This is a genomic window from Ruegeria sp. CDSA034, from assembly GCF_059612275.1.
The window spans coordinates 536,984-555,009 of record NZ_JBXWQH010000001.1; the positions used below are offsets into that span (position 1 = coordinate 536,984).

Genomic DNA, 18,026 nt, shown 5'->3' on the forward strand with positions numbered 1-18,026 from the left:
TCTCCGTAAAAACAGGAATTTCTTTGCTGATTCCAAAATACGCCTTACCAAGCGCTGTTTCTGCGCATAGTTTTCGTGTAAACTATAAACATATGCGTAAATCACGCGTGAACACGGGTAAATTTGGAGAAACTCCGCATATGCTGGATTCCGCTGATACGCGACTGTTGTCCGCCCTGCAAAAGGACGCGCATCTGACCGCGCATCAATTGGGTGAAATGCTGAACCTGTCACCAAGCCAGGCCGGGCGCCGCCGTCAGCGGCTTGAGGCCGAAGGCTATATCACCGGATATGCGGCACGACTGGATCCCCTAAAACTTGGCCTGCAGGTCCAAGGGTTCATTCAGGTGCATTTGGGCACACATGGCCCGGAACAATCCGCGAGTTTTGCCCGCATGGTCGACACCCGCCCCGAAATCACCAGCGCCTGGACGATGACCGGAGAGGCAGATTACCTGCTGCACGTCTATTGCGACGATCTTTCCGCGCTCAACCGCTTGCTTCACCAGGTGATACTGCCGCATCCTGCAGTGGCACGGGTGCACAGCCAGATCGTGATGGACCAACTTAAACGCGACGCGCCATTGCCCACCTGACCGGACCGAGAGGACAAACATGGACGATTTCCTTTACCAGGCTTCAATCTATCTGGCTGCCGCCGTGATAGCAGTGCCCTTGTCGGCACGTCTGGGGTTGGGTTCAGTTCTTGGTTATCTGGCCGCTGGCATTGTCATTGGCCCTGTCTTCGGGCTTGTGGGGGCCGAGACCGAAAGCCTGCAGCACGTGGCCGAATTCGGTGTGGTCATGATGCTGTTTCTGATCGGGCTCGAGCTTGAGCCACGCGCCTTGTGGGACATGCGCGACAGGCTTCTGGGACTAGGCGGCCTGCAAGTCCTGTTGTCGACCGCAGTCATCGCTGCAGTTGCCATGTATGCAAATCACCCCTGGTCGGTCGCACTAGCCGTCGGGTTAACCTTATCTCTGTCATCCACAGCGATTGTGCTGCAAACGTTGTCGGAAAAGGGGTTGATGCAGACAAATGGAGGTCGGGCGACGTTTTCGGTCCTTCTGACGCAGGACATCGCGGTCATTCCCATTTTGGCGATGCTGCCTCTTTTGGCGTTGCCTGCAATGCCTCATATCGAAAGCGACGGCTCAATCGACCGCGGCGCGGATGCGCTCCATGAGGCCGGACATCATAGCTTGTCACTTGTCGAGGGCCTGCCCGGCTGGGCTGTTACGCTGGTCACCATCGGCGCGGTTGCCTTCGTCATTCTGGCTGGCATCTACCTAACGCGTCCACTGTTCAGGTTCATCCACGCCACCAGGCTGCGCGAAATGTACACGGCGCTGGCGCTGATGATCGTCGTGGGCATTTCCTTCCTGATGACACTAGTAGGACTCTCCCCTGCTCTGGGCGCGTTTCTGGCGGGTGTAGTTCTGGCAAGCTCAGAATTCCGGCACGAAATGGAAAGCGACCTTGAACCGTTCAAGGGGCTTTTCCTGGGGCTGTTCTTTATCACGGTCGGCGCCGGGATTGACGTTGGCTATTTCTTCAACGACCCACTGGACCTGATCGGTCTGGCACTACTGGTCATACTGGCTAAAGGGATCATCCTGTATCTGGTCGGTCGCGCGTTCCGGCTGCGCGGTCGGGATCACTGGTTGTTCACATTGGGTTTGGCGCAGGCAGGCGAATTCGGCTTTGTGCTGTTGGCCTTTTCAACGCAGCAAAACGTCATCCCACCCGATTTATCACAAAAACTGTTGATGATTATTGCCCTTACAATGCTGATCACTCCGCTGCTGTTCATCATCTTCGATCTGCTGTCGCGCCGTATGGGTGATGGGGCCCCCGAGGCCGAGCCCGATGAGATCGACGAAAAAGGCCCGGTCATCATCGCCGGAATTGGGCGTTTTGGTCAGATCGTGAACCGGTTGGTCCGCGCGAGCGGGTTCAAGACCGTCGTACTGGACCATGATATCGAGACAATCCAGTTGATGCGACGGTTCGGCGTCAAGGGGTTTTTGGGTGACCCCACGCGGCCAGAACTGCTGCGTGCCGCCGGGCTTGAAAAAGCTTCTGTTCTGGTCGCCGCGATGGATGACCCCAGGCAAGTCACACGTTTGGTCGGCTTTGCCCGGCGTCAACGCCCGGATTTGCACATTGTGGCCCGCGCACGTGATCGTACCCATGTCTACCAATTGTATCAGGCCGGAGCGAATGACATTGTCCGCGAGATGTTCGACGGATCACTACGGGCAGGTCGCTATGTCCTGGAAAACGTAGGTCTGAGCGAATACGAGGCGGCTCAGGCCGAGCAGACGTTCTACCACCACGACCGCGCCTCTGTGCGTGATCTGGCAGAGCTGTGGATTCCCGGAATGCCAACCGCTGATAACAAAAAGTACATCGAGCGGGCGCGGCAGCTTGAAAAAGACCTGGAAACCGAGCTGCTGGAACTGGCCGAGAAACACGCAAAGAAATCAGCCTGACCCGGCCCTGCCGGATCAGGCGGTTTGATCAGCCGTCCGAAACACCCGCTTCGGCAAATGTCGCCATGCCGGAATGGCACGCGACCGCGCTTTTAAGTATGTTGATCGCCAGCGCCCCGCCCGAGCCTTCGCCCAAACGCAATCCAAGGCTCAACAATGGCTCTTTGCCCAGCTTGGCCAACACCGCGGCGTGCGCGCCTTCGGCACTTTGGTGTCCTGCAACCGTGTGATCCAATGCGCCCTCGGACATGTTTGCCAGACAGGCCGCAGCCGCCGAGCAGATAAAGCCGTCAAGAATAACCGGGATACGCAAGGCACGCGCAGCGGCGATGGCCCCGGCCATGGCCGCGATTTCACGCCCGCCCAGACGGCGCAGGATTTCCAACCCGTCACCCGACCCGCCATGCAAGGCGATGCCTTCGGCCACGACGCGCGTTTTGTTGGCCAAACCGGCATCGTCTACCCCAGTGCCACGCCCAGTCCAGTCTGCGGCGTCGCCACCGAACAAAGCGCATGCGATGGCAGCCGCCGGGGTCGTGTTGCCGATACCCATCTCTCCAACCACAAGCAAATCGGCATTGTGGTCCACGGCGGTCCAGCCCACGCGCAGGGCCTCAAGCAATTCTTCTTCGGACATCGCGGGACCAGCGGTGAAATCCGCGGTCGGTCGATCCAGATCCAGCGCGTGCACATTCATCGTCGCGCCCGCCGCTTTGGCCAGCTGATTGATCGCCGCGCCGCCATGTTCAAAGTTCATGACCATCTGAACGGTCACCTCGGGCGGAAAGGCCGACACGCCTTGCGCTGTGACGCCATGATTGCCCGCAAATACGATGACCTGAGGGGCAGAGATCTGCGGCCGGGCATCCCCACGCCAGCTCGCATACCAAATTGCCAAGTCCTCAAGCCGGCCCAATGCGCCGGGAGGTTTAGTCAGTTGTCCGTTACGCTCAGCAGCACCTTGCAGCGCATTGCCATCCGGTCCCGGAGCGTTACTCAGGGCCTCGCGAAGGGTATTCAGGTCTTTTAATTCCGGCAGCATCCAAAGCCTCGTTGCATCAGAGTGGTCCTGTGTGTTTAACCGAAGCGTCCGATCCAACAAGACCCCGAAAGGCGCGGGAGTGAACAAAAACGACACCAAACTGTTTTCCGCGTGGGATTTTCCGCTGTCGCTGGTCCTGTTGACGCGTCTGCCGATGCCGCGCCTGCCGGAATACCTGTTTGCGCGGCAGGCCAATGCGGCCTGGGCTTTTCCCTTGGTGGGGCTGGTCGTCGGGGCGTTGGCCTGTGCCGTCGGTTGGACGTCCGGTGCATTCGGCCTACCTGCATTCGCCAGCGCCGTAATACTTGTGGCTGTGCTGGTGATCGCCACTGGCGCGATGCATGAAGACGGGCTTGCGGACACGGTTGACGGATTTTGGGGCGGGTTCACCACCGAACGCCGCCTGGAAATCATGAAGGACAGCCATATTGGTGCTTACGGCGTTCTAACTCTAATCTTTACCCAACTGCTGCGCGTCGCGCTGATCGCGGCGCTTCTGTCGGCCAACGCATTTGCGGGTATTCTGGCGGCCTGCATCGTCTCACGCGCAGTCATGACCATCCTCATGGCAGCTTTACCCAACGCCAGAAACAGCGGGTTGAGCCATTCGGTCGGCGGTCCAAAGGCCGAGACTGCGGCGACAGGCTTTGGCCTTGCAGTCATCTTATCGCTGCTGCTGATTGGACCAAGCACACTGATGGCAACGGTTTTTTCAGCGCTGATTGTTGGAATCCTGGCACTCGTCGCCAAGGCCAAAATCAATGGACAAACGGGGGACGTCCTTGGTGCCTCGCAACAACTGGCAGAGCTTGCGTTCCTATTGGCATTGGTTGCAGCGATCTAAGTCGTCCCGCCTGTTTCGATCCTCAGGGTTTCGCCGCAATGCTTGCAGTGAACTGCGTCTGGATCGTGACGATACAGGCCACAGTTTGAGCATTTGTGACGCACTTTCTGCGGCATGAAAATCGCCTGCGCCAACCGGACAAACAACGCCACCCCGACGATCATGATGAAGACCGAAAACAGTTTCCCCCCCGGGGTCGCCAACGTGATGTCTCCGAATCCGGTGGTCGTCAGGGTTGCCATAGTGAAGTAAAGCGCATCGATATAGGCGTGCGGGCTGTTTTCTGGGATGAAGAACACCAGAACAGCGGTGGACGTGGCGAACACGAACACCAACAGGTTGATCGCCGCGATCACTGCGTCCTCATGCGTCCGGAAAAAATCGCTGTCCCGCCGCAGATCCCTTAGCAGGTGATAGGAATGGATCAGGCGTAGCGCTCGTAAGATACGCAGGAACGCCAGATTCCAAGGTAGAAACAGATCAAGAAACAGCGAGACGATCACAACAATGTCGGCCATCGTGTAGACTTGACGCAGCAGCTTCCAACGATCCTTCGAAATCCACATCCGCGCCGAGAAATCCAGCACAATGAAGAACCCAATGATCAGGCTGGCAACGGTGAATCCCGTGCCGTGTTCGCCATTTGCCGTGGCGACAAAGAAAACGATGGTGATCGCATCAAACAGGATTAAGCCATAGCGAAACCAGACGGAAATGGGGTCGTGGCCGATATATAGATATTTAACTGTCTGTTTTAGGTTCACTGTCTACGCGCCTCTTCTTGCTGGAAAATTAGCCATAAACTGAGCTTTCACCAAGCCATCAACGCGAAAAAGCCGCCCCCTTTCGGGAGCGGCCAGAAAATTGACTGGAGAAGCGATCAGGCAGCCGCGGCCGCGCGCGAGGTCAGAACCTCATCAATCTGCTTGGCCGCCGATACTTCACCTGCGCCGGACACAGCCGCGACTTCGCGGGTCAGGCGTTCCAGCGCGGCTTCGTACAGCTGACGTTCAGAATAGCTCTGCTCGCGCTGGTCATCAGTGCGGTGCAGATCGCGCACAACCTCGGCGATCGAGATCAGATCACCGGAATTGATCTTTTGTTCATATTCCTGCGCCCGGCGCGACCACATCGCACGTTTCACCTTGGCCTTACCCTTCAGGGTTCTCATCGCCTGGCTGATAACGTCAGGTGAGCTGAGGGACCGCAAGCCGGATTCGGTAACCTTGTTGGTCGGCACCCGCAGGGTCATCTTGTCTTTTTCAAAAGAAATGACGAACAGCTCGAGCGAGTATCCCGCGACTTCCTGCTCTTCGATCGAGATGATCTGGCCCACACCATGGGCGGGGTAGACAACATAATCGTTCGGGCGGAACTCAAGCTTTTTCGACTTAGACATACAGGTTCATCCTTGGTTACGAGAGAGAGGCAGAGACAACAAAAGACCCCAAACCGTGCCAACATCTGGCCCAGTCAGGCGGTAAGTTTGTCAAAAAATCAGAACTCCAAAGCGTACATACTTACGGAGTCATCCCCATCTCATTCATCATTCAGTTTCTGAGTATATCACAAAATTGCGACGCCCGAAAGTCCGGCTCCCACAATGGTGAAGAAACCCCAGACTTTTCAAAGCGATACAGCAGAAGACCGCTATTCAAACCACCCGGTTCAGTTACCGAATCGCTTAACCGCCTTCGCCGGGTGCTTCGGAGAAATACTTCTCCATTTTGCCCTCTTCGCCGTCACGCTCTTCCGCTTCAGGCAAGGGGTCTTTCTTGGTCACGATAACCGGCCACTGTTCCGAGAATTTTCGGTTGAACTCGACCCACTGTTCCATTCCAGGCTCAGTGTCGGGACGAATAGCGTCCGCAGGGCATTCAGGTTCACACACACCGCAGTCGATGCATTCGTCGGGGTGAATGACTAATGTGTTCTCACCTTCGTAAAAACAATCCACCGGACACACTTCGACGCAGTCGGTGTATTTGCAGCCAATGCAGTTTTCGGTGACGACATAGGTCATTGTGGGATTCCCATTCTCGGTTTGGGCGTCTAGCTAATTCAGTCTGGTCTTCTCTTCAAGGTAGGATCAACCATCCCGGGGGCGAGAAAGATCAAGCGCGCGCCTATCTTTCTTTGTTGGACGACCCTTTCCCTCAAATCCCGGATTCTTAGGAGGCACGTCCTTCTTTTCCGTCATATCGAAGTATAACGTTTGTGCCTCGGACGCCGGGCCACGCCTTTCCCCCAGTGCTTCGACGCGTACTACGCGCACGATACGGCCTTGGGGGAAGGTCAGAACGTCACCGGGTCCGACGGCCTGTGCCGGCTTCAGAACCCGGTTTCCGTTCAATCGGACATGACCGCCGCTGACCTGTTTGGCGGCCAGGCTGCGGGTCTTGAAGAACCGCGCCTGCCACAACCACTTGTCGATCCGCAGCTTGGCCTCGGCCATCGCAGATCAGTTGCCGTCCTTCAAACCCATAAGCGCTGCTGCAAACGGGTTATCGGGATCGATCGCCTTTTCCTTCCGGGGCGGACGGGATGAGAACGTCTTGCCACCTTGCGGTTTGCCACCCTTCTTGCCTTGCGGCTTGCCGCGACCATCCTGCGGTTTGCCGCGCGGCTTGCCTTTGCCCGCCCCCTGCCCTTGCCGCTGTTCACGACGCGGAGCGCGGTTGGCTGGACGCTGACGACCCCAGGTGAAAGTGTAGAACACCTCAACTTCGGTCTCGTCTGAGGCGGGTTCGGTTGCCGGAGCCTCGGCTAGCGCCTCGGTGCTTTCGGTGGCCTCGGATGGCGCCTCGGCGGTCGCGACGACCTCTTCGGCTTCTGCCTCGGGTGTCGGGGTTTCTTCGGCGGCAGGCTGTTCCGTCACATCTGTCGCAGGCTTTTCGGCCTCGACCGGAGCGGCTTTGACCTTTTCACGCTCACCGCGCTCGGCCTTATAGCCCAGCCCTTGCATCAGATCCGCGAACTGCTCAAGCGTCATGCCGGTGATCGACAGCATATCGGGCTTGGCCTCGAAACCACCCCGGCTGTCTTCGGCACGCAGCATGTCTGCCAGACGTTCCAGCATGTCGATGCGGATCGAGCGCTCACCGGCATCGCGGTAACCGCACATGGTATCGTAGCCCTCGGGCGCACCTTTGGCGACCGGAACAGTGACCAGACCCGGAGGCGGCGCGTCAGGGAATTCCTGCAATCCACCGGCCAGCGCCCAAAGAACCAGACGCAGACGCGTAGGCGCGGGTTTCAGCAGAAGCGGCATGAAGATTGTGAACTGACCAAACCGGATACCGTGCTTGCGCAGGGCTCCACGGGCGTCCTGATCCAGATCTTTGACCTCTTGCGCAACACCTGCGCGGGGCAGAACGCCCAGCCCTTCAACCATGCGGAAGGCGAACCCTTTGGCCAGACCTGACAACTCTTCGTCGCGCGACAGGTTCAGCAACGGCTCGAACAACGCCGCAACCTTGCGGTCTATGAAGTGCTGCAAACGGCGCTGCACTTTCTGTTCGACATCCGGGCCTGCGGCCTCATCCACAAAAACCTCGACCATCGGCCTGAGGGGTTCTGCCCCGGCAACAAGCTTGCCCACAGCATACTCACCCCACATCAGGCCACCCTGATCGGTAAAATCAATTTCGGTATCGGGCGCGTTGTAGAAGCGGTCTGCACGCAGATGGAATTGCGGTGCGAGTGCTTGCAGAGAGGCCGATTTCAAAGCTTTCGCCTCGGTTCCCTGTGCGCTTTTGTCCGGGGTAAACCGGAACCCTTCCAGACGACCGACGAATTCTCCTTCGACGGTCACTTCACCCTTGTCATTTACTTCGGCCAAAAGGGCCTCCTTCTGTTTGAGCCGGCGCAACAACACTGACGTGCGCCGGTCCACAAATCTCTGAGTCAAACGATCATGCAGAGCGTCCGACAGCCTGTCTTCTACAATGCGCGTTTCCGCGCGCCAATGTGATTCGTCACGCACCCATCCGTTTCGTTGCGCAACATATGTCCAGGTGCGAATATATGCCAACCTTTTGGACAGTGCATCAATATCCCCGTCCGTTTTGTCGATGCGGCGGATTTGCCGCGCCATGAACTCGTCAGGGATAGCGCCGCGTTCATGCAGATGACCATAGATCACCTCAAGCAGGCTGGCGTGTTCTGCGTGGCTGATACCGCGAAAATCGGGGATTCGACACACATCCCACAGCAATCGGACGGACGGCCCATCGCTGGCGCGGGCGATGACCTCGGCCTCCTGAGACAGCGATTTCAGAGCGTTCAGGTCGTCTGCGGGTCGGGCCTTGATCAGATGTTCGCTGTCTGGACTGACTTCCAACGAGTCGATGAGGGCCTCAACCGAGCCAAACCGCAAAGCGGCATTCCGCCAATTCAGCTTTTTCATCGGCGTGAACCGGCTGTCCATGATCGCCTGCGCGACCCCGTCGTCCAGCGGAGGGGCCTCACCCGTCACGCCAAATGTACCATCGGACATCCCGCGCCCTGCCCGGCCTGCGATCTGGGCCAGTTCATTGGGGGCCAGGTGGCGCATCCTACGACCGTCGAATTTGGTCAGCGACGAAAACGCCACGTGGTTCACATCAAGATTCAAACCCATCCCAATGGCGTCAGTTGCAACGAGGTAGTCCACCTCACCGTTCTGATACAGCTCGACCTGCGCATTCCGGGTGCGCGGGCTGAGCGCGCCCATAACGACGGCCGCCCCGCCCTTTTGGCGGCGCAGCAGCTCGGCAATGGCGTAGACGTTATCGATCGAAAACCCGACAATGGCACTACGTGCGGGCATGCGGCTTATCTTTTTCGAGCCGGAATAAACCAGCTGAGACATTCGTTCACGGCGAATGAACTGCACTTCGGGCACCAGTGCCGCGATCGGACCGCGCAAAGTGTCAGAGCCCAGAAACAGCGTCTCGTTCGTTCCGCGCGAACGCAGCAGACGGTCGGTGAAAACATGACCACGCTCGGGATCTGCACACAGCTGGATTTCGTCGATGGCTACGAAATCTGCGCCCATACCTTCGGGCATCGCCTCAACAGTGCAGACCCAGTATTTAGCACGCGGCGGAACGATCCGCTCTTCACCCGTTACAAGGGCAACGACCGACGGCCCGCGGATCGCGACGATCTTGTCATAGACCTCGCGCGCCAGCAGACGCAGCGGCAAGCCGATCACACCTGTCCGGTGCCCCAGCATCCGCTCAATCGCGTAATGAGTTTTGCCTGTGTTGGTCGGGCCCAGTACGGCCACGATTCGGGATGACCCGCTCACCTTTGCCCCCTGCCCCAGCTTGTTAGAGGGCCGAGCCCTCGACCCGGGGCTTCAGTCGATTCACGGCATTGGTTACTTCTTCGTGATGGGGATGTATAGCTAAAGCACGCTCATAAGCGTCCAGCGCTTTGTCGGGTCGATCGACGATCTCAAAAATCAGTCCCAATCCGTAGATGGCCTCATAGTTGTTCGGGTTCAGCGTCAGGGCGTATTCCAGATCAGCCGCAGCCATACCGAAACGTTCGATCCCGAAAAAGGCCGATGCCCGCACGTGCCAGGCTTCGGCGAATTGCGGCGCGTGATCAGTCAGCGCAGTCAGATGCTGGATCGCGGCCAGCGAGTCGCCGTCCTCCAGCGCCTCGCGCCCGCGCTCAAGCAACAGATCCGCCGAGGCCGAGCCAGACTGTGCCCACAGCGCCTTGAGCTGACGATCTATGTTCATCGCCTGTTCGGGCGTTGCCTCCGACAGTTGCAGCAATAGTTGTTCCTCATCCTTGGAATCCGCCGTTTGGGCGAAAGAAGGAATGGAAAACGTGACTAGAAGCGCTGTTGCCGCGACGATACCTTTGAGATTGGTGCTTGCAATGCTCATAACAACGTTCAGTGTAGCGCTGCGCCCGCGGATGTCCATTCCCGGCGCACAAACATAGTGAGGAGAATCATGAGCGACACTCTGGAAAAAGCGGCAGCCGCGTTGAACGAAAAACTGTCTGGCGGCGATTTTACCGCGTCGGCAAAATTTGCCATCGCAGATCTGGGCTCAATCGTTCTGGACGCAAGCGGCGCGCGCGTCAGTGACGAGGAAACAGACGTCACCATGAACGCCGATGCGGATACGTTCGAACAAATACTCAGCGGTGAATTGAACCCCACCGGCGCGTTCATGTCAGGCAAGCTGACCGTGGACGGTGACATGGGCGTTGCCATGCAACTGGCATCGGCACTGGCCTGATGGACCTGTCGCCGGCCCCTTTCTTTGCAGACATGGCCGGCGTCCCCGCCGGTGGTCAGGCTCATTGGCTGAACACAGCGGACAACACACGCATTCGGGTGGGCCACTGGCTGCCCGAAGGCGATTCCTGCGGCACGGTGATGATGTTTCCCGGCCGCACCGAATATATCGAAAAGTACGGCAATTGCGCGGCCGAGTTCACGGATCGCGGCTTTGCGTTTTTGGCTGTCGACTGGCGCGGTCAGGGCCTGGCCGACCGGTTACTGGATGACCCGCGCGTCGGGCATGTCGAGCAGTTCACGGACTATCAACAGGACGTTCAGGCCACGCTGGACCTGGCAACCGAACTGAACCTGCCGAAGCCTTGGTTCGTGATCGGACATTCCATGGGCGGGGCTATTGGTATGCGCGCGGCTTTGGAAAAGAACTGCTTTGCCGCCTGTGCCTTTACCGGGCCGATGTGGGGCATTTTCTTTACCCCGATCATGAAACCGCTCAGCCGTCTGACAGCCTATTGGGGGCCTAGGATCGGGTTGGGGGAAAAAACACCACCGACCACATCCTTGGAAAGCTATGTGGCCTCCCAACCGTTCGAGGGTAATGTACTGACCCGCGATCCGGACATGTTCCAGATGATGAAAGATCAACTGGCTGCACAGCCCGAGCTGGCGCTTGGCGCGCCTTCGACAATCTGGCTGCGCGAAGCGTTGGATGAATGCGTATGGTTGATGGACCAGACCGCACCGGATACGCCGTGTCTTACCTTTCTGGGCAGCCATGAACAGATTGTCGATCGCAAGGCTATCCGCGCCCGCATGGCGAACTGGCCCAGTGGCACTTTGGTCGAAATCCCGGATGGCGAGCACGAAGTTCTGATGGAAGCGCCCGACGTGCGCGGGCCGGTCTTTGACCAGTTGGCCGCTCATTTCAAAGCCGCGCAAACTGACGCGGTGCCGGAACCGGTTCTGTCTTCCGAAGTCTGATCACGCACCGCTTGTGATCCCCGTCTCGCGCGCCTAGATGTTGGCAAAAGCTATTATCGAGGTGATCCATGCGCGACCTTCCCTTTCCCGTCCGAGACGCAAATGCTGCCGGAGGTGCCGGCAATCTGGGCAACCTGCCGGAATGGGATCTGACCGATCTCTACACCTCAGAGGACGCGCCCGAACTGTCCCGCGATCTGGACTGGTTGGAAAAGGAATGCGCCTCGTTTGCCGAAGACTACGAGGGTAAGCTGGCTGATCTGGATGCTGCGGGTCTGCTGACCTGCGTCGAGCGCAATGAGAAGATCAATTCAATCGCCGGGCGCATCATGTCGTTTGCCGGCCTGCGCTACTATCAGCTGACCACAGATGCCGAGCGTGCCAAGTTCCTGTCCGACATGCAGGAAAAGATCACCATCTTCACCACCCCGCTGGTGTTCTTCACGCTTGAGATCAACCGCATCGACGATGATGTCCTGAAGGCGCATTTCGATGTGAATGCCGATCTGGCGCGGTACGAGCCGGTCTTCCGCCGAATCCGCGCGATGAAACCCTACCAACTATCTGACGAGCTTGAGAAATTCCTGCACGACCTCGGCGTTGTTGGCGACGCGTGGGAGCGTCTTTTTGACGAAACCATTGCCGGGTTGACCTTCACTGTTGATGGCGAAGAACTGAACATTGAAGGCACCCTGAACTTTCTGACAGAGCAGGACCGTGCCAAACGCGAAGCAGCCGCGCGCGAGTTGGCCGCTGTGTTTCAGGACAACGTCAAAACCTTTGCCCGCGTCCACAACACACAGGCCAAGGAAAAGGAAATCGTAGATCGCTGGCGCAACATGCCAACGGCGCAAACCGGTCGCCACCTGTCCAATGACGTGGAACCCGAAGTCGTCGAAGCTCTGCGCGAGGCGGTCGTAGCCGCCTACCCCAAGCTCAGCCATCGCTACTACGAGCTGAAACGCAAATGGCTGGGCCTGGACGTAATGCAGGTTTGGGACCGCAACGCACCGCTTCCGATGGAAGACACGCGCATTGTTGACTGGGATGAAGCCGAAAAGACAGTGATGGACGCCTATACTGCCTTCGATCCCCGAATGGGTGAAATCGCGGCTCCGTTTTTCTCAAAGGGTTGGATCGACGCTGCGGTTAAACCCGGGAAGGCTCCGGGCGCGTTTGCGCATCCGACCGTCACCGAGGTTCATCCATACGTGATGCTCAACTATCTGGGCAAACCGCGCGACGTGATGACACTGGCGCATGAGTTGGGGCACGGCGTCCACCAGGTACTGGCGGCCGATCAGGGCGAGATGCTGTCTTCTACCCCACTGACGCTGGCTGAAACGGCGTCGGTCTTTGGTGAAATGCTGACTTTCCGCAAGATGTTGGACAAGGCCGAAACTCCGGAACAGCGCAAGGTGCTGCTGGCCGGCAAGGTCGAGGACATGATCAACACAGTTGTCCGACAAATCGCCTTCTACGACTTCGAATGCAAACTGCACGCCGCCCGTCGCGAAGGCGAGCTGACCCCGGATGACATCAACGCTTTGTGGATGAGCGTTCAGGCCGAAAGCCTTGGCCCGGCGTTCGAATACATGGAAGGGTATGAGACCTTCTGGGCCTATATCCCGCACTTCGTCCACTCACCGTTCTACGTCTACGCCTATGCGTTCGGTGACGGTTTGGTGAATGCGCTATACTCGGTCTACGAAAGCGGTGCGGATGGGTTCGAAAACAAGTATTTCGAAATGTTGCGCGCTGGTGGGTCCAAACACCACAAGGAACTGTTGGCCCCGTTCGGATTGGATGCAAGCGATCCCAAATTCTGGGACAAGGGTCTGTCGATGATTTCTGGCTTTATCGACGAGCTGGAAGCGATGGAAAACTAGTCACTTCTGGCTTTTGGTCGTCAGGAAAATGGCGACCACAATCAACACAGCCCCTAGGGCCGCGACCGGCGTGATTGCGGCCCCCAGAAACAGGGCTGAGTTGATGAACGTAAACACCACGGATGCGGCGAACATCAAGGTCGCAGTCAACGTCGAAACCCGCGCGGCGGCCTCGTACCAGAGGTAGTAGGCCAAAGCGGTTGGTAGCACCCCCAACAAAATCAGGAACACGACATCGTTGGCCGTTGGTATTTGCAGTGAAAATGCGGCCAGCGGGACCAAAAGCACACCCGAGCACAAGAATATCCCAAATAGGAAGTTCAGACGTTCTCCGGTCGTTTCAGAATTTCGCATCGCCCGGCTGCTCGAGATTAGGAAAACCGCCCAGCTTAGCCCTGCGCCGATTTCAAGCAGGTCCCCGAACAGGGGCTCTCCACCGCCTTGGAAATCCTGATAAACCGTTAGGAAGACGCCGAAAATCGCCAACCCCGTAGCAAGTATGTCTGTGCGCGTAACGGGCGTGTCGGCAAAGAAATACAAGAAGATCAGCACAAAGAATGGCGCCGTGTTCTCAAGAACCATGGCATTGGCTGCACCGGTATGTTCAAGCCCGATGTGGAACAGGATGTAGTTGACCACAGTGGACAGAACGGCCAGCCGAAAGTTCCAGTCATTCAACCGGATTGAAACAGCGACCCGCATCACGCGCAGCATGCAATAGATGGCGATGGCTGCGATGAACAGGCGCGTTACCGCAATTTGCAGCCCTCCCAGATCGCTGGTCAGGTAGCGGACTATGACGCTGTGCGTGCCCCACAGGAAAGCCGCAAGAAACCCAAGAACCAGCCCGTTTTGCAAGAGTGGCTGCTTCTCTTTGGTGTCGGGCATCCTTGTGCCCCGCTTACTTCAACTGACTGTCTTTAGAACCGCGCCGATTGATGCCGGAACGGCCCTTGAAGGCCCCGTCCCGATCCTGCTGGCAATCCAGGCAGAGTTTAACACCGGGAATGGCAGCTCGCCGCTTTTCTGGAATCGGCTCTTCACATTCGGCGCAATGGGTCCGGCTTTCCCCGACAGGCCGCTTTTGCGCCTGCATCCGGGCCAGTTCGTCCGTAATGGACGCTTCAATCTGTTCGCTCACCGCGCCATCACGCGCCCAACCGCCTGCCATGGTCTCCCTCCTGATCAGGTGACAGCCAGATTAGTCCAGCCGAGCGCTGCGTGGCAAGTCAGAGGGCGACCGCGCCCTCAAACACCCTGTCAATCATTGCCTGCGTTCCGCGCGAGAATTCCAACGGGCATGGGTAATCAGACCCGTCGCGGACTGATTGGCAAAACGCCTCGACCTGAAGCTTGTAGTGATCGTCGCCCGGGAACCGCGTGACCTGAACCTCAAGACCCGGACGATGCAGTTCCACCCGTGCCTCACCAAAAACACGCGCATTGAAAGGCGCGGTCAGGCGGATCACGCCACCCTCGCCATGGAACACCATTTCCTGATGCGGGTGCATCCGGATCGAGACGTAGCTTGAATAGGTAAAATCGGTGAATTGCGCGCGTATCTCGGTGAAGGCATCAATGCCATCTTCCCAGCGGATCGCGGATTGCACCGAAACTGGTTCTTGCCCAGTGGCGAACCGGGCGCTTCCAATCACGTAGACGCCGATATCGCGCAGCCCACCGCCACCGGTTTCGGCCCGGTTTCGGATGTTGCCGGTGTCCGCGCGGTTGTCAAAACTGAACGCGCCGGTCACATGCACAAGCTTTCCGATCGCCCCATCCGCGATCAGTTGCCGTACGAATTGCCACTGCGGGTGGTGCACGATCATGTACGCTTCGGCCGCCAGCAAACCGGTCTGATCCCTCTTTTCGATCAGCGCATCAAACTCGGGCGCGGACATGGCCATGGGCTTTTCACACAGAACATGCTTACCGGCATCCAGTGCCTTGAGGCTCCATTCGACATGCAGGTGGTTGGGCAGCGGGATATAGACCGCGTCGATTTTGGGATCCGCCAAAAGGGCGTCATAGCTGCCATAAACCGTCAGATCAGGGCAGTACTGCTGGAACGGCTCAGCCTTGGCTGCGTCCGACGTGGCAAGACCTGCCAACCGGGCCCGGTCCGCCGCGTGAATTGCCGGCGCCATGAACTGTCGTGCGAATTTTGCGGCGCCCAGAACGCCCCATTGAACAGGTTGCTGCATACCGCCGCCTCATCCTTAGTTAGCTTGTGCCGTCTCTATCAGGGAATCGCTTTAAAGTCAGGGGTTTCGTGGTGTTTTCCGCCCATTAACGCACGCAAACCTGAGAATTTCTTGATCCGTTTCATTGTCTGCGCCGTAGCAACTATGTCACCGGGTAGTCGGCATTGTCCGCTCAAAGCACCCGGGATTGATGTTGTGACCAACTGGGTGGGAGATTGCCAGACATGCCAACACCGACAGAGACAATTACCGGAACCGTGTTGATGAGCGGAGCCGTCGGCTCGTTCGATGACAACAACGGAGATTTTGACATCCTGCGCGAGGCCGTTGTAGCCGCCGGCCTTGCTGGAGCACTGGATGACCCCGAGGCCAGCCTTACGGTATTCGCCCCGACCGACGCCGCCTTTATCGGACTTGCCCAGGCATTGGGCTATGCGGGTTCGGACGAAGCAGGCGCGTTGGGGCACATCGTCAAGGCACTGACCCTGTTGGGCGGAGGGGATCCCATCCCCCTGCTGACAGAGGTTCTGAAATACCACGTGGTGAACGGGGAATTCGACCTGGCTGCCGTTGCCGGCCTGGGCGACGGCGCGCAGATCGAAACGTTGCAAGGCTCGTCAGTTGAGTTGAACCTTCAAAGCGACCCACCAAGTCTGGGCGATGCGGATGACGGCATCGCCGATCCGGGTATCATCCAAACCGATATTGAAGCCACAAACGGGATCATTCACGCCCTAAACGGAGTCCTTCTGCCCGTATCGGTTACGGACATTCTGGGGCAGAAGAACACTGATTTCATCCTCGGCGACGACTCGGACGAGTTCTACTTTACTGGGCGTGGTCAGGACTTTGTTCATGGTGGTGGCGGAAACGATGTCATCAATACCGGCAGAGGAAACGACGTCGCGTTGGGCGGCGCTGGACACGACGTGATCTTTGGCGGTCGTGGCAAAGACATTCTGCGCGGTGATGAAGGCGAAGATACGATATTCGGCGGCAGAGGGGCCGATGTGATCGACGGTGGAGCCGACGATGACATCATGTTCGGCGGACGTGGCAAAGACATGTTTGTCATTGAAAACGGGGATGGCGATGATTGGATCGTCGACTTCCGGGTCGGAAAGGACAAGATTGACTTGTCCGGCTACGAAGGCATCGCCGGGTTTGAAGATATCGAGGATGATATATCGGGTGGCTTCTTCCAGACCACCATCGAACTAGGGGACGGGGACAGTATTGTCCTTACGGGTGTTGGAGCCGGACATCTGACCGAAGACAGCTTTATTTTCGCCTAAAGAAAATCAGCCCGCCGTTGTGGCGGGCTGAACCAATTGGGTCAAACAGTACCCAGCATGCCCTTTTCACGAGCCAGTTCGCGCATCTTTTTCTGCAGCTTCTCGAAAGCACGAACCTCGATCTGACGAATACGCTCGCGGCTGACATTGTACTGGGTGCTGAGCTCTTCCAGTGTGACAGGCTGATCCATCAGACGGCGCTGAGTCAGGATGTCCTTTTCCCGGTCATTCAGGACATCCAGCGCAGCCGCCAGAAGCTCGCGGCGGGCGTCAAGTTCGTCGCGGGCTTCATAGTCGCCGGCCTGATCGGCATCTTCGTCCTCAAGCCAGTCCTGCCATTGCATGGTGCCTTCGCCCTCGGACCCGACGGTCGCGTTCAGCGAGGCATCACCACCAGACATCCGGCGGTTCATGCTGATGACTTCAGCTTCGGTCACGCCCAGATCAGTAGCGATCCGCTTGACGTTTTCAGGACGCAGGTCGCCTTCTTCCAGCGCACCAATACGGGCCTTGGCTTTGCGAAGGTTAAAGAACAGCTTTTTCTGTGCCGATGTCGTGCCCAGCTTGACCATCGACCACGACCGCAGAACGTATTCCTGGATCGAGGCACGAATCCACCACATCGCATAGGTCGCCAGACGGAAACCTTTTTCCGGATCAAACTTTTTGACCGCTTGCATCAGGCCCACATTGGCCTCGGAAATCACCTCGGCCTGTGGCAGGCCATAGCCGCGATAGCCCATAGCGATCTTGGCCGCCAATCGCAGGTGCGACGTGACCATTTTATGTGCAGCTTCAGTGTCTTGCTCTTCGACCCAACGCTTGGCGAGCATGTACTCTTCTTCCGGCTCAAGCAGCGGAAATTTGCGAATTTCCTGCATATAGCGGTTCAGGCCGCCCTCGGGCGTCGGCGCGGGGAGATTTGCGTAATTTGCCATGATTCATGTCCCTCCGACAAATGTTTATTTCGTTAACATGGGATATGGGAATAAGTCCCGATCCGTTCAAGAGGTACCGTTAACAGTTTG

At 57.8% G+C, this 18,026-nt stretch carries 18 protein-coding genes; 7 read left to right on the forward strand and 11 right to left on the reverse strand.

The features are described from left to right. Window positions 1-140 precede the first annotated feature (140 nt). Both AC2FLJ_RS02580 and AC2FLJ_RS02585 read left to right on the forward strand, forming a co-directional pair. Window positions 141-596, forward strand: coding sequence for an Lrp/AsnC family transcriptional regulator (locus AC2FLJ_RS02580; protein ID WP_472723556.1), 456 nt, complete (start codon window positions 141-143; stop codon window positions 594-596). 19 nt (window positions 597-615) lie between these two features. Continuing rightward, window positions 616-2,496, forward strand: coding sequence for a monovalent cation:proton antiporter-2 (CPA2) family protein (locus tag AC2FLJ_RS02585; protein WP_496704365.1), 1,881 nt, complete (start codon window positions 616-618; stop codon window positions 2,494-2,496). Window positions 2,497-2,524: 28 nt separating this feature from the next. Here AC2FLJ_RS02585 and cobT read toward each other — a convergent pair whose 3' ends face one another. After that, window positions 2,525-3,538 carry a nicotinate-nucleotide--dimethylbenzimidazole phosphoribosyltransferase gene (cobT, locus tag AC2FLJ_RS02590; protein WP_496704366.1) on the reverse strand — a complete coding sequence of 338 codons (1,014 nt, stop codon included), beginning with the start codon at window positions 3,536-3,538 and terminating at the stop codon, window positions 2,525-2,527. 79 nt (window positions 3,539-3,617) lie between these two features. On the opposite strand from cobT, the gene cobS reads away from it, so the two are divergent. Continuing rightward, the gene (gene cobS, locus AC2FLJ_RS02595; protein WP_496704367.1) at window positions 3,618-4,382 is read left to right on the forward strand and encodes an adenosylcobinamide-GDP ribazoletransferase; all 765 of its coding nucleotides are present in this window, start codon (window positions 3,618-3,620) and stop codon (window positions 4,380-4,382) included. On the opposite strand, the gene AC2FLJ_RS02600 is transcribed toward cobS, so the two are convergent. The 6 genes from AC2FLJ_RS02600 to AC2FLJ_RS02625 form a co-directional block, all read right to left on the reverse strand. Further along, window positions 4,379-5,146 carry a potassium channel family protein gene (locus AC2FLJ_RS02600; protein WP_058277667.1) on the reverse strand — a complete coding sequence of 256 codons (768 nt, stop codon included), beginning with the start codon at window positions 5,144-5,146 and terminating at the stop codon, window positions 4,379-4,381. The two genes, cobS and AC2FLJ_RS02600, sit on opposite strands and share 4 nt — an antisense overlap. A 116-nt stretch (window positions 5,147-5,262) precedes the next feature. Continuing rightward, entirely contained in the window at window positions 5,263-5,781 is a 519-nt protein-coding gene (locus tag AC2FLJ_RS02605) for a CarD family transcriptional regulator (protein WP_058277666.1), read from the reverse strand. A 285-nt stretch (window positions 5,782-6,066) separates the two neighbouring features. Next, window positions 6,067-6,405 carry a ferredoxin FdxA gene (gene fdxA / locus AC2FLJ_RS02610; protein ID WP_058273871.1) on the reverse strand — a complete coding sequence of 113 codons (339 nt, stop codon included), beginning with the start codon at window positions 6,403-6,405 and terminating at the stop codon, window positions 6,067-6,069. A 66-nt stretch (window positions 6,406-6,471) separates the two neighbouring features. Continuing rightward, a complete protein-coding gene (locus AC2FLJ_RS02615; RefSeq protein WP_496695102.1) occupies window positions 6,472-6,837 on the reverse strand; it encodes an RNA-binding S4 domain-containing protein in 366 nt (121 codons plus the stop codon). 6 nt (window positions 6,838-6,843) lie between these two features. Next, window positions 6,844-9,675: a helicase-related protein gene (locus AC2FLJ_RS02620; RefSeq protein ID WP_496704368.1), complete on the reverse strand. Its 2,832-nt coding sequence runs from the start codon at window positions 9,673-9,675 to the stop codon at window positions 6,844-6,846. 22 nt (window positions 9,676-9,697) lie between these two features. Beyond that, complete coding sequence (locus AC2FLJ_RS02625) at window positions 9,698-10,267, reverse strand: tetratricopeptide repeat protein (RefSeq protein ID WP_233494683.1); 570 nt, start codon at window positions 10,265-10,267, stop codon at window positions 9,698-9,700. A gap of 69 nt (window positions 10,268-10,336) precedes the next feature. On the opposite strand from AC2FLJ_RS02625, the gene AC2FLJ_RS02630 reads away from it, so the two are divergent. From AC2FLJ_RS02630 to AC2FLJ_RS02640, 3 genes are all read left to right on the forward strand, one after another. Continuing rightward, window positions 10,337-10,627 (forward strand): SCP2 sterol-binding domain-containing protein, encoded by a 291-nt coding sequence (locus AC2FLJ_RS02630; protein WP_058273875.1) that lies wholly within the window; start codon window positions 10,337-10,339, stop codon window positions 10,625-10,627. Continuing rightward, a complete protein-coding gene (locus tag AC2FLJ_RS02635) occupies window positions 10,627-11,610 on the forward strand; it encodes an alpha/beta fold hydrolase (protein ID WP_496704369.1) in 984 nt (327 codons plus the stop codon). The genes AC2FLJ_RS02630 and AC2FLJ_RS02635 overlap by 1 nt, the downstream gene beginning before the upstream one ends. 68 nt (window positions 11,611-11,678) lie before the next feature. Further along, window positions 11,679-13,499, forward strand: a complete 1,821-nt coding sequence (locus AC2FLJ_RS02640) for a M3 family oligoendopeptidase (protein ID WP_496695096.1) — start codon at window positions 11,679-11,681, stop codon at window positions 13,497-13,499. Here AC2FLJ_RS02640 and AC2FLJ_RS02645 read toward each other — a convergent pair whose 3' ends face one another. Genes AC2FLJ_RS02645 through AC2FLJ_RS02655 form a run of 3 tightly spaced genes read right to left on the reverse strand, consistent with a single transcriptional unit; the run spans window position 13,500 to window position 15,703 of the window. Then, window positions 13,500-14,387, reverse strand: a complete 888-nt coding sequence (locus tag AC2FLJ_RS02645) for a DMT family transporter (protein WP_109312054.1) — start codon at window positions 14,385-14,387, stop codon at window positions 13,500-13,502. It abuts the gene before it with no gap. Window positions 14,388-14,400: 13 nt separating this feature from the next. Further along, window positions 14,401-14,670 (reverse strand): DksA/TraR family C4-type zinc finger protein, encoded by a 270-nt coding sequence (locus AC2FLJ_RS02650; RefSeq protein ID WP_108858884.1) that lies wholly within the window; start codon window positions 14,668-14,670, stop codon window positions 14,401-14,403. Between the two features lie 58 nt (window positions 14,671-14,728). After that, the gene (locus AC2FLJ_RS02655; protein ID WP_496704370.1) at window positions 14,729-15,703 is read right to left on the reverse strand and encodes a Gfo/Idh/MocA family protein; all 975 of its coding nucleotides are present in this window, start codon (window positions 15,701-15,703) and stop codon (window positions 14,729-14,731) included. Window positions 15,704-15,927: 224 nt separating this feature from the next. On the opposite strand from AC2FLJ_RS02655, the gene AC2FLJ_RS02660 reads away from it, so the two are divergent. Then, the gene (locus AC2FLJ_RS02660) at window positions 15,928-16,998 is read left to right on the forward strand and encodes a fasciclin domain-containing protein (RefSeq protein WP_496704371.1); all 1,071 of its coding nucleotides are present in this window, start codon (window positions 15,928-15,930) and stop codon (window positions 16,996-16,998) included. 41 nt (window positions 16,999-17,039) lie between these two features. Here AC2FLJ_RS02660 and rpoH read toward each other — a convergent pair whose 3' ends face one another. Beyond that, on the reverse strand, window positions 17,040-17,936 hold the full coding sequence (rpoH, locus tag AC2FLJ_RS02665) for an RNA polymerase sigma factor RpoH (protein WP_058273882.1): 897 nt from the start codon (window positions 17,934-17,936) through the stop codon (window positions 17,040-17,042). Window positions 17,937-18,026: the final 90 nt, after the last annotated feature.

What these genes read in the sequence shown, in the direction of transcription:
- fdxA (WP_058273871.1), bottom strand. Translation starts at nt 6,405, where the DNA reads ATGACCTATGTCGTCACCGAAAACTGCATTGGCTGCAAATACACCGAC.
- cobT (WP_496704366.1), bottom strand. Translation starts at nt 3,538, where the DNA reads ATGCTGCCGGAATTAAAAGACCTGAATACCCTTCGCGAGGCCCTGAGT.
- AC2FLJ_RS02580 (WP_472723556.1), top strand. Translation starts at nt 141, where the DNA reads ATGCTGGATTCCGCTGATACGCGACTGTTGTCCGCCCTGCAAAAGGAC.
- AC2FLJ_RS02585 (WP_496704365.1), top strand. Translation starts at nt 616, where the DNA reads ATGGACGATTTCCTTTACCAGGCTTCAATCTATCTGGCTGCCGCCGTG.
- AC2FLJ_RS02635 (WP_496704369.1), top strand. Translation starts at nt 10,627, where the DNA reads ATGGACCTGTCGCCGGCCCCTTTCTTTGCAGACATGGCCGGCGTCCCC.
- AC2FLJ_RS02615 (WP_496695102.1), bottom strand. Translation starts at nt 6,837, where the DNA reads ATGGCCGAGGCCAAGCTGCGGATCGACAAGTGGTTGTGGCAGGCGCGG.
- AC2FLJ_RS02625 (WP_233494683.1), bottom strand. Translation starts at nt 10,267, where the DNA reads ATGAGCATTGCAAGCACCAATCTCAAAGGTATCGTCGCGGCAACAGCG.
- AC2FLJ_RS02640 (WP_496695096.1), top strand. Translation starts at nt 11,679, where the DNA reads ATGCGCGACCTTCCCTTTCCCGTCCGAGACGCAAATGCTGCCGGAGGT.
- AC2FLJ_RS02605 (WP_058277666.1), bottom strand. Translation starts at nt 5,781, where the DNA reads ATGTCTAAGTCGAAAAAGCTTGAGTTCCGCCCGAACGATTATGTTGTC.
- rpoH (WP_058273882.1), bottom strand. Translation starts at nt 17,936, where the DNA reads ATGGCAAATTACGCAAATCTCCCCGCGCCGACGCCCGAGGGCGGCCTG.
- AC2FLJ_RS02655 (WP_496704370.1), bottom strand. Translation starts at nt 15,703, where the DNA reads ATGCAGCAACCTGTTCAATGGGGCGTTCTGGGCGCCGCAAAATTCGCA.
- AC2FLJ_RS02630 (WP_058273875.1), top strand. Translation starts at nt 10,337, where the DNA reads ATGAGCGACACTCTGGAAAAAGCGGCAGCCGCGTTGAACGAAAAACTG.
- AC2FLJ_RS02650 (WP_108858884.1), bottom strand. Translation starts at nt 14,670, where the DNA reads ATGGCAGGCGGTTGGGCGCGTGATGGCGCGGTGAGCGAACAGATTGAA.
- AC2FLJ_RS02645 (WP_109312054.1), bottom strand. Translation starts at nt 14,387, where the DNA reads ATGCCCGACACCAAAGAGAAGCAGCCACTCTTGCAAAACGGGCTGGTT.
- AC2FLJ_RS02660 (WP_496704371.1), top strand. Translation starts at nt 15,928, where the DNA reads ATGCCAACACCGACAGAGACAATTACCGGAACCGTGTTGATGAGCGGA.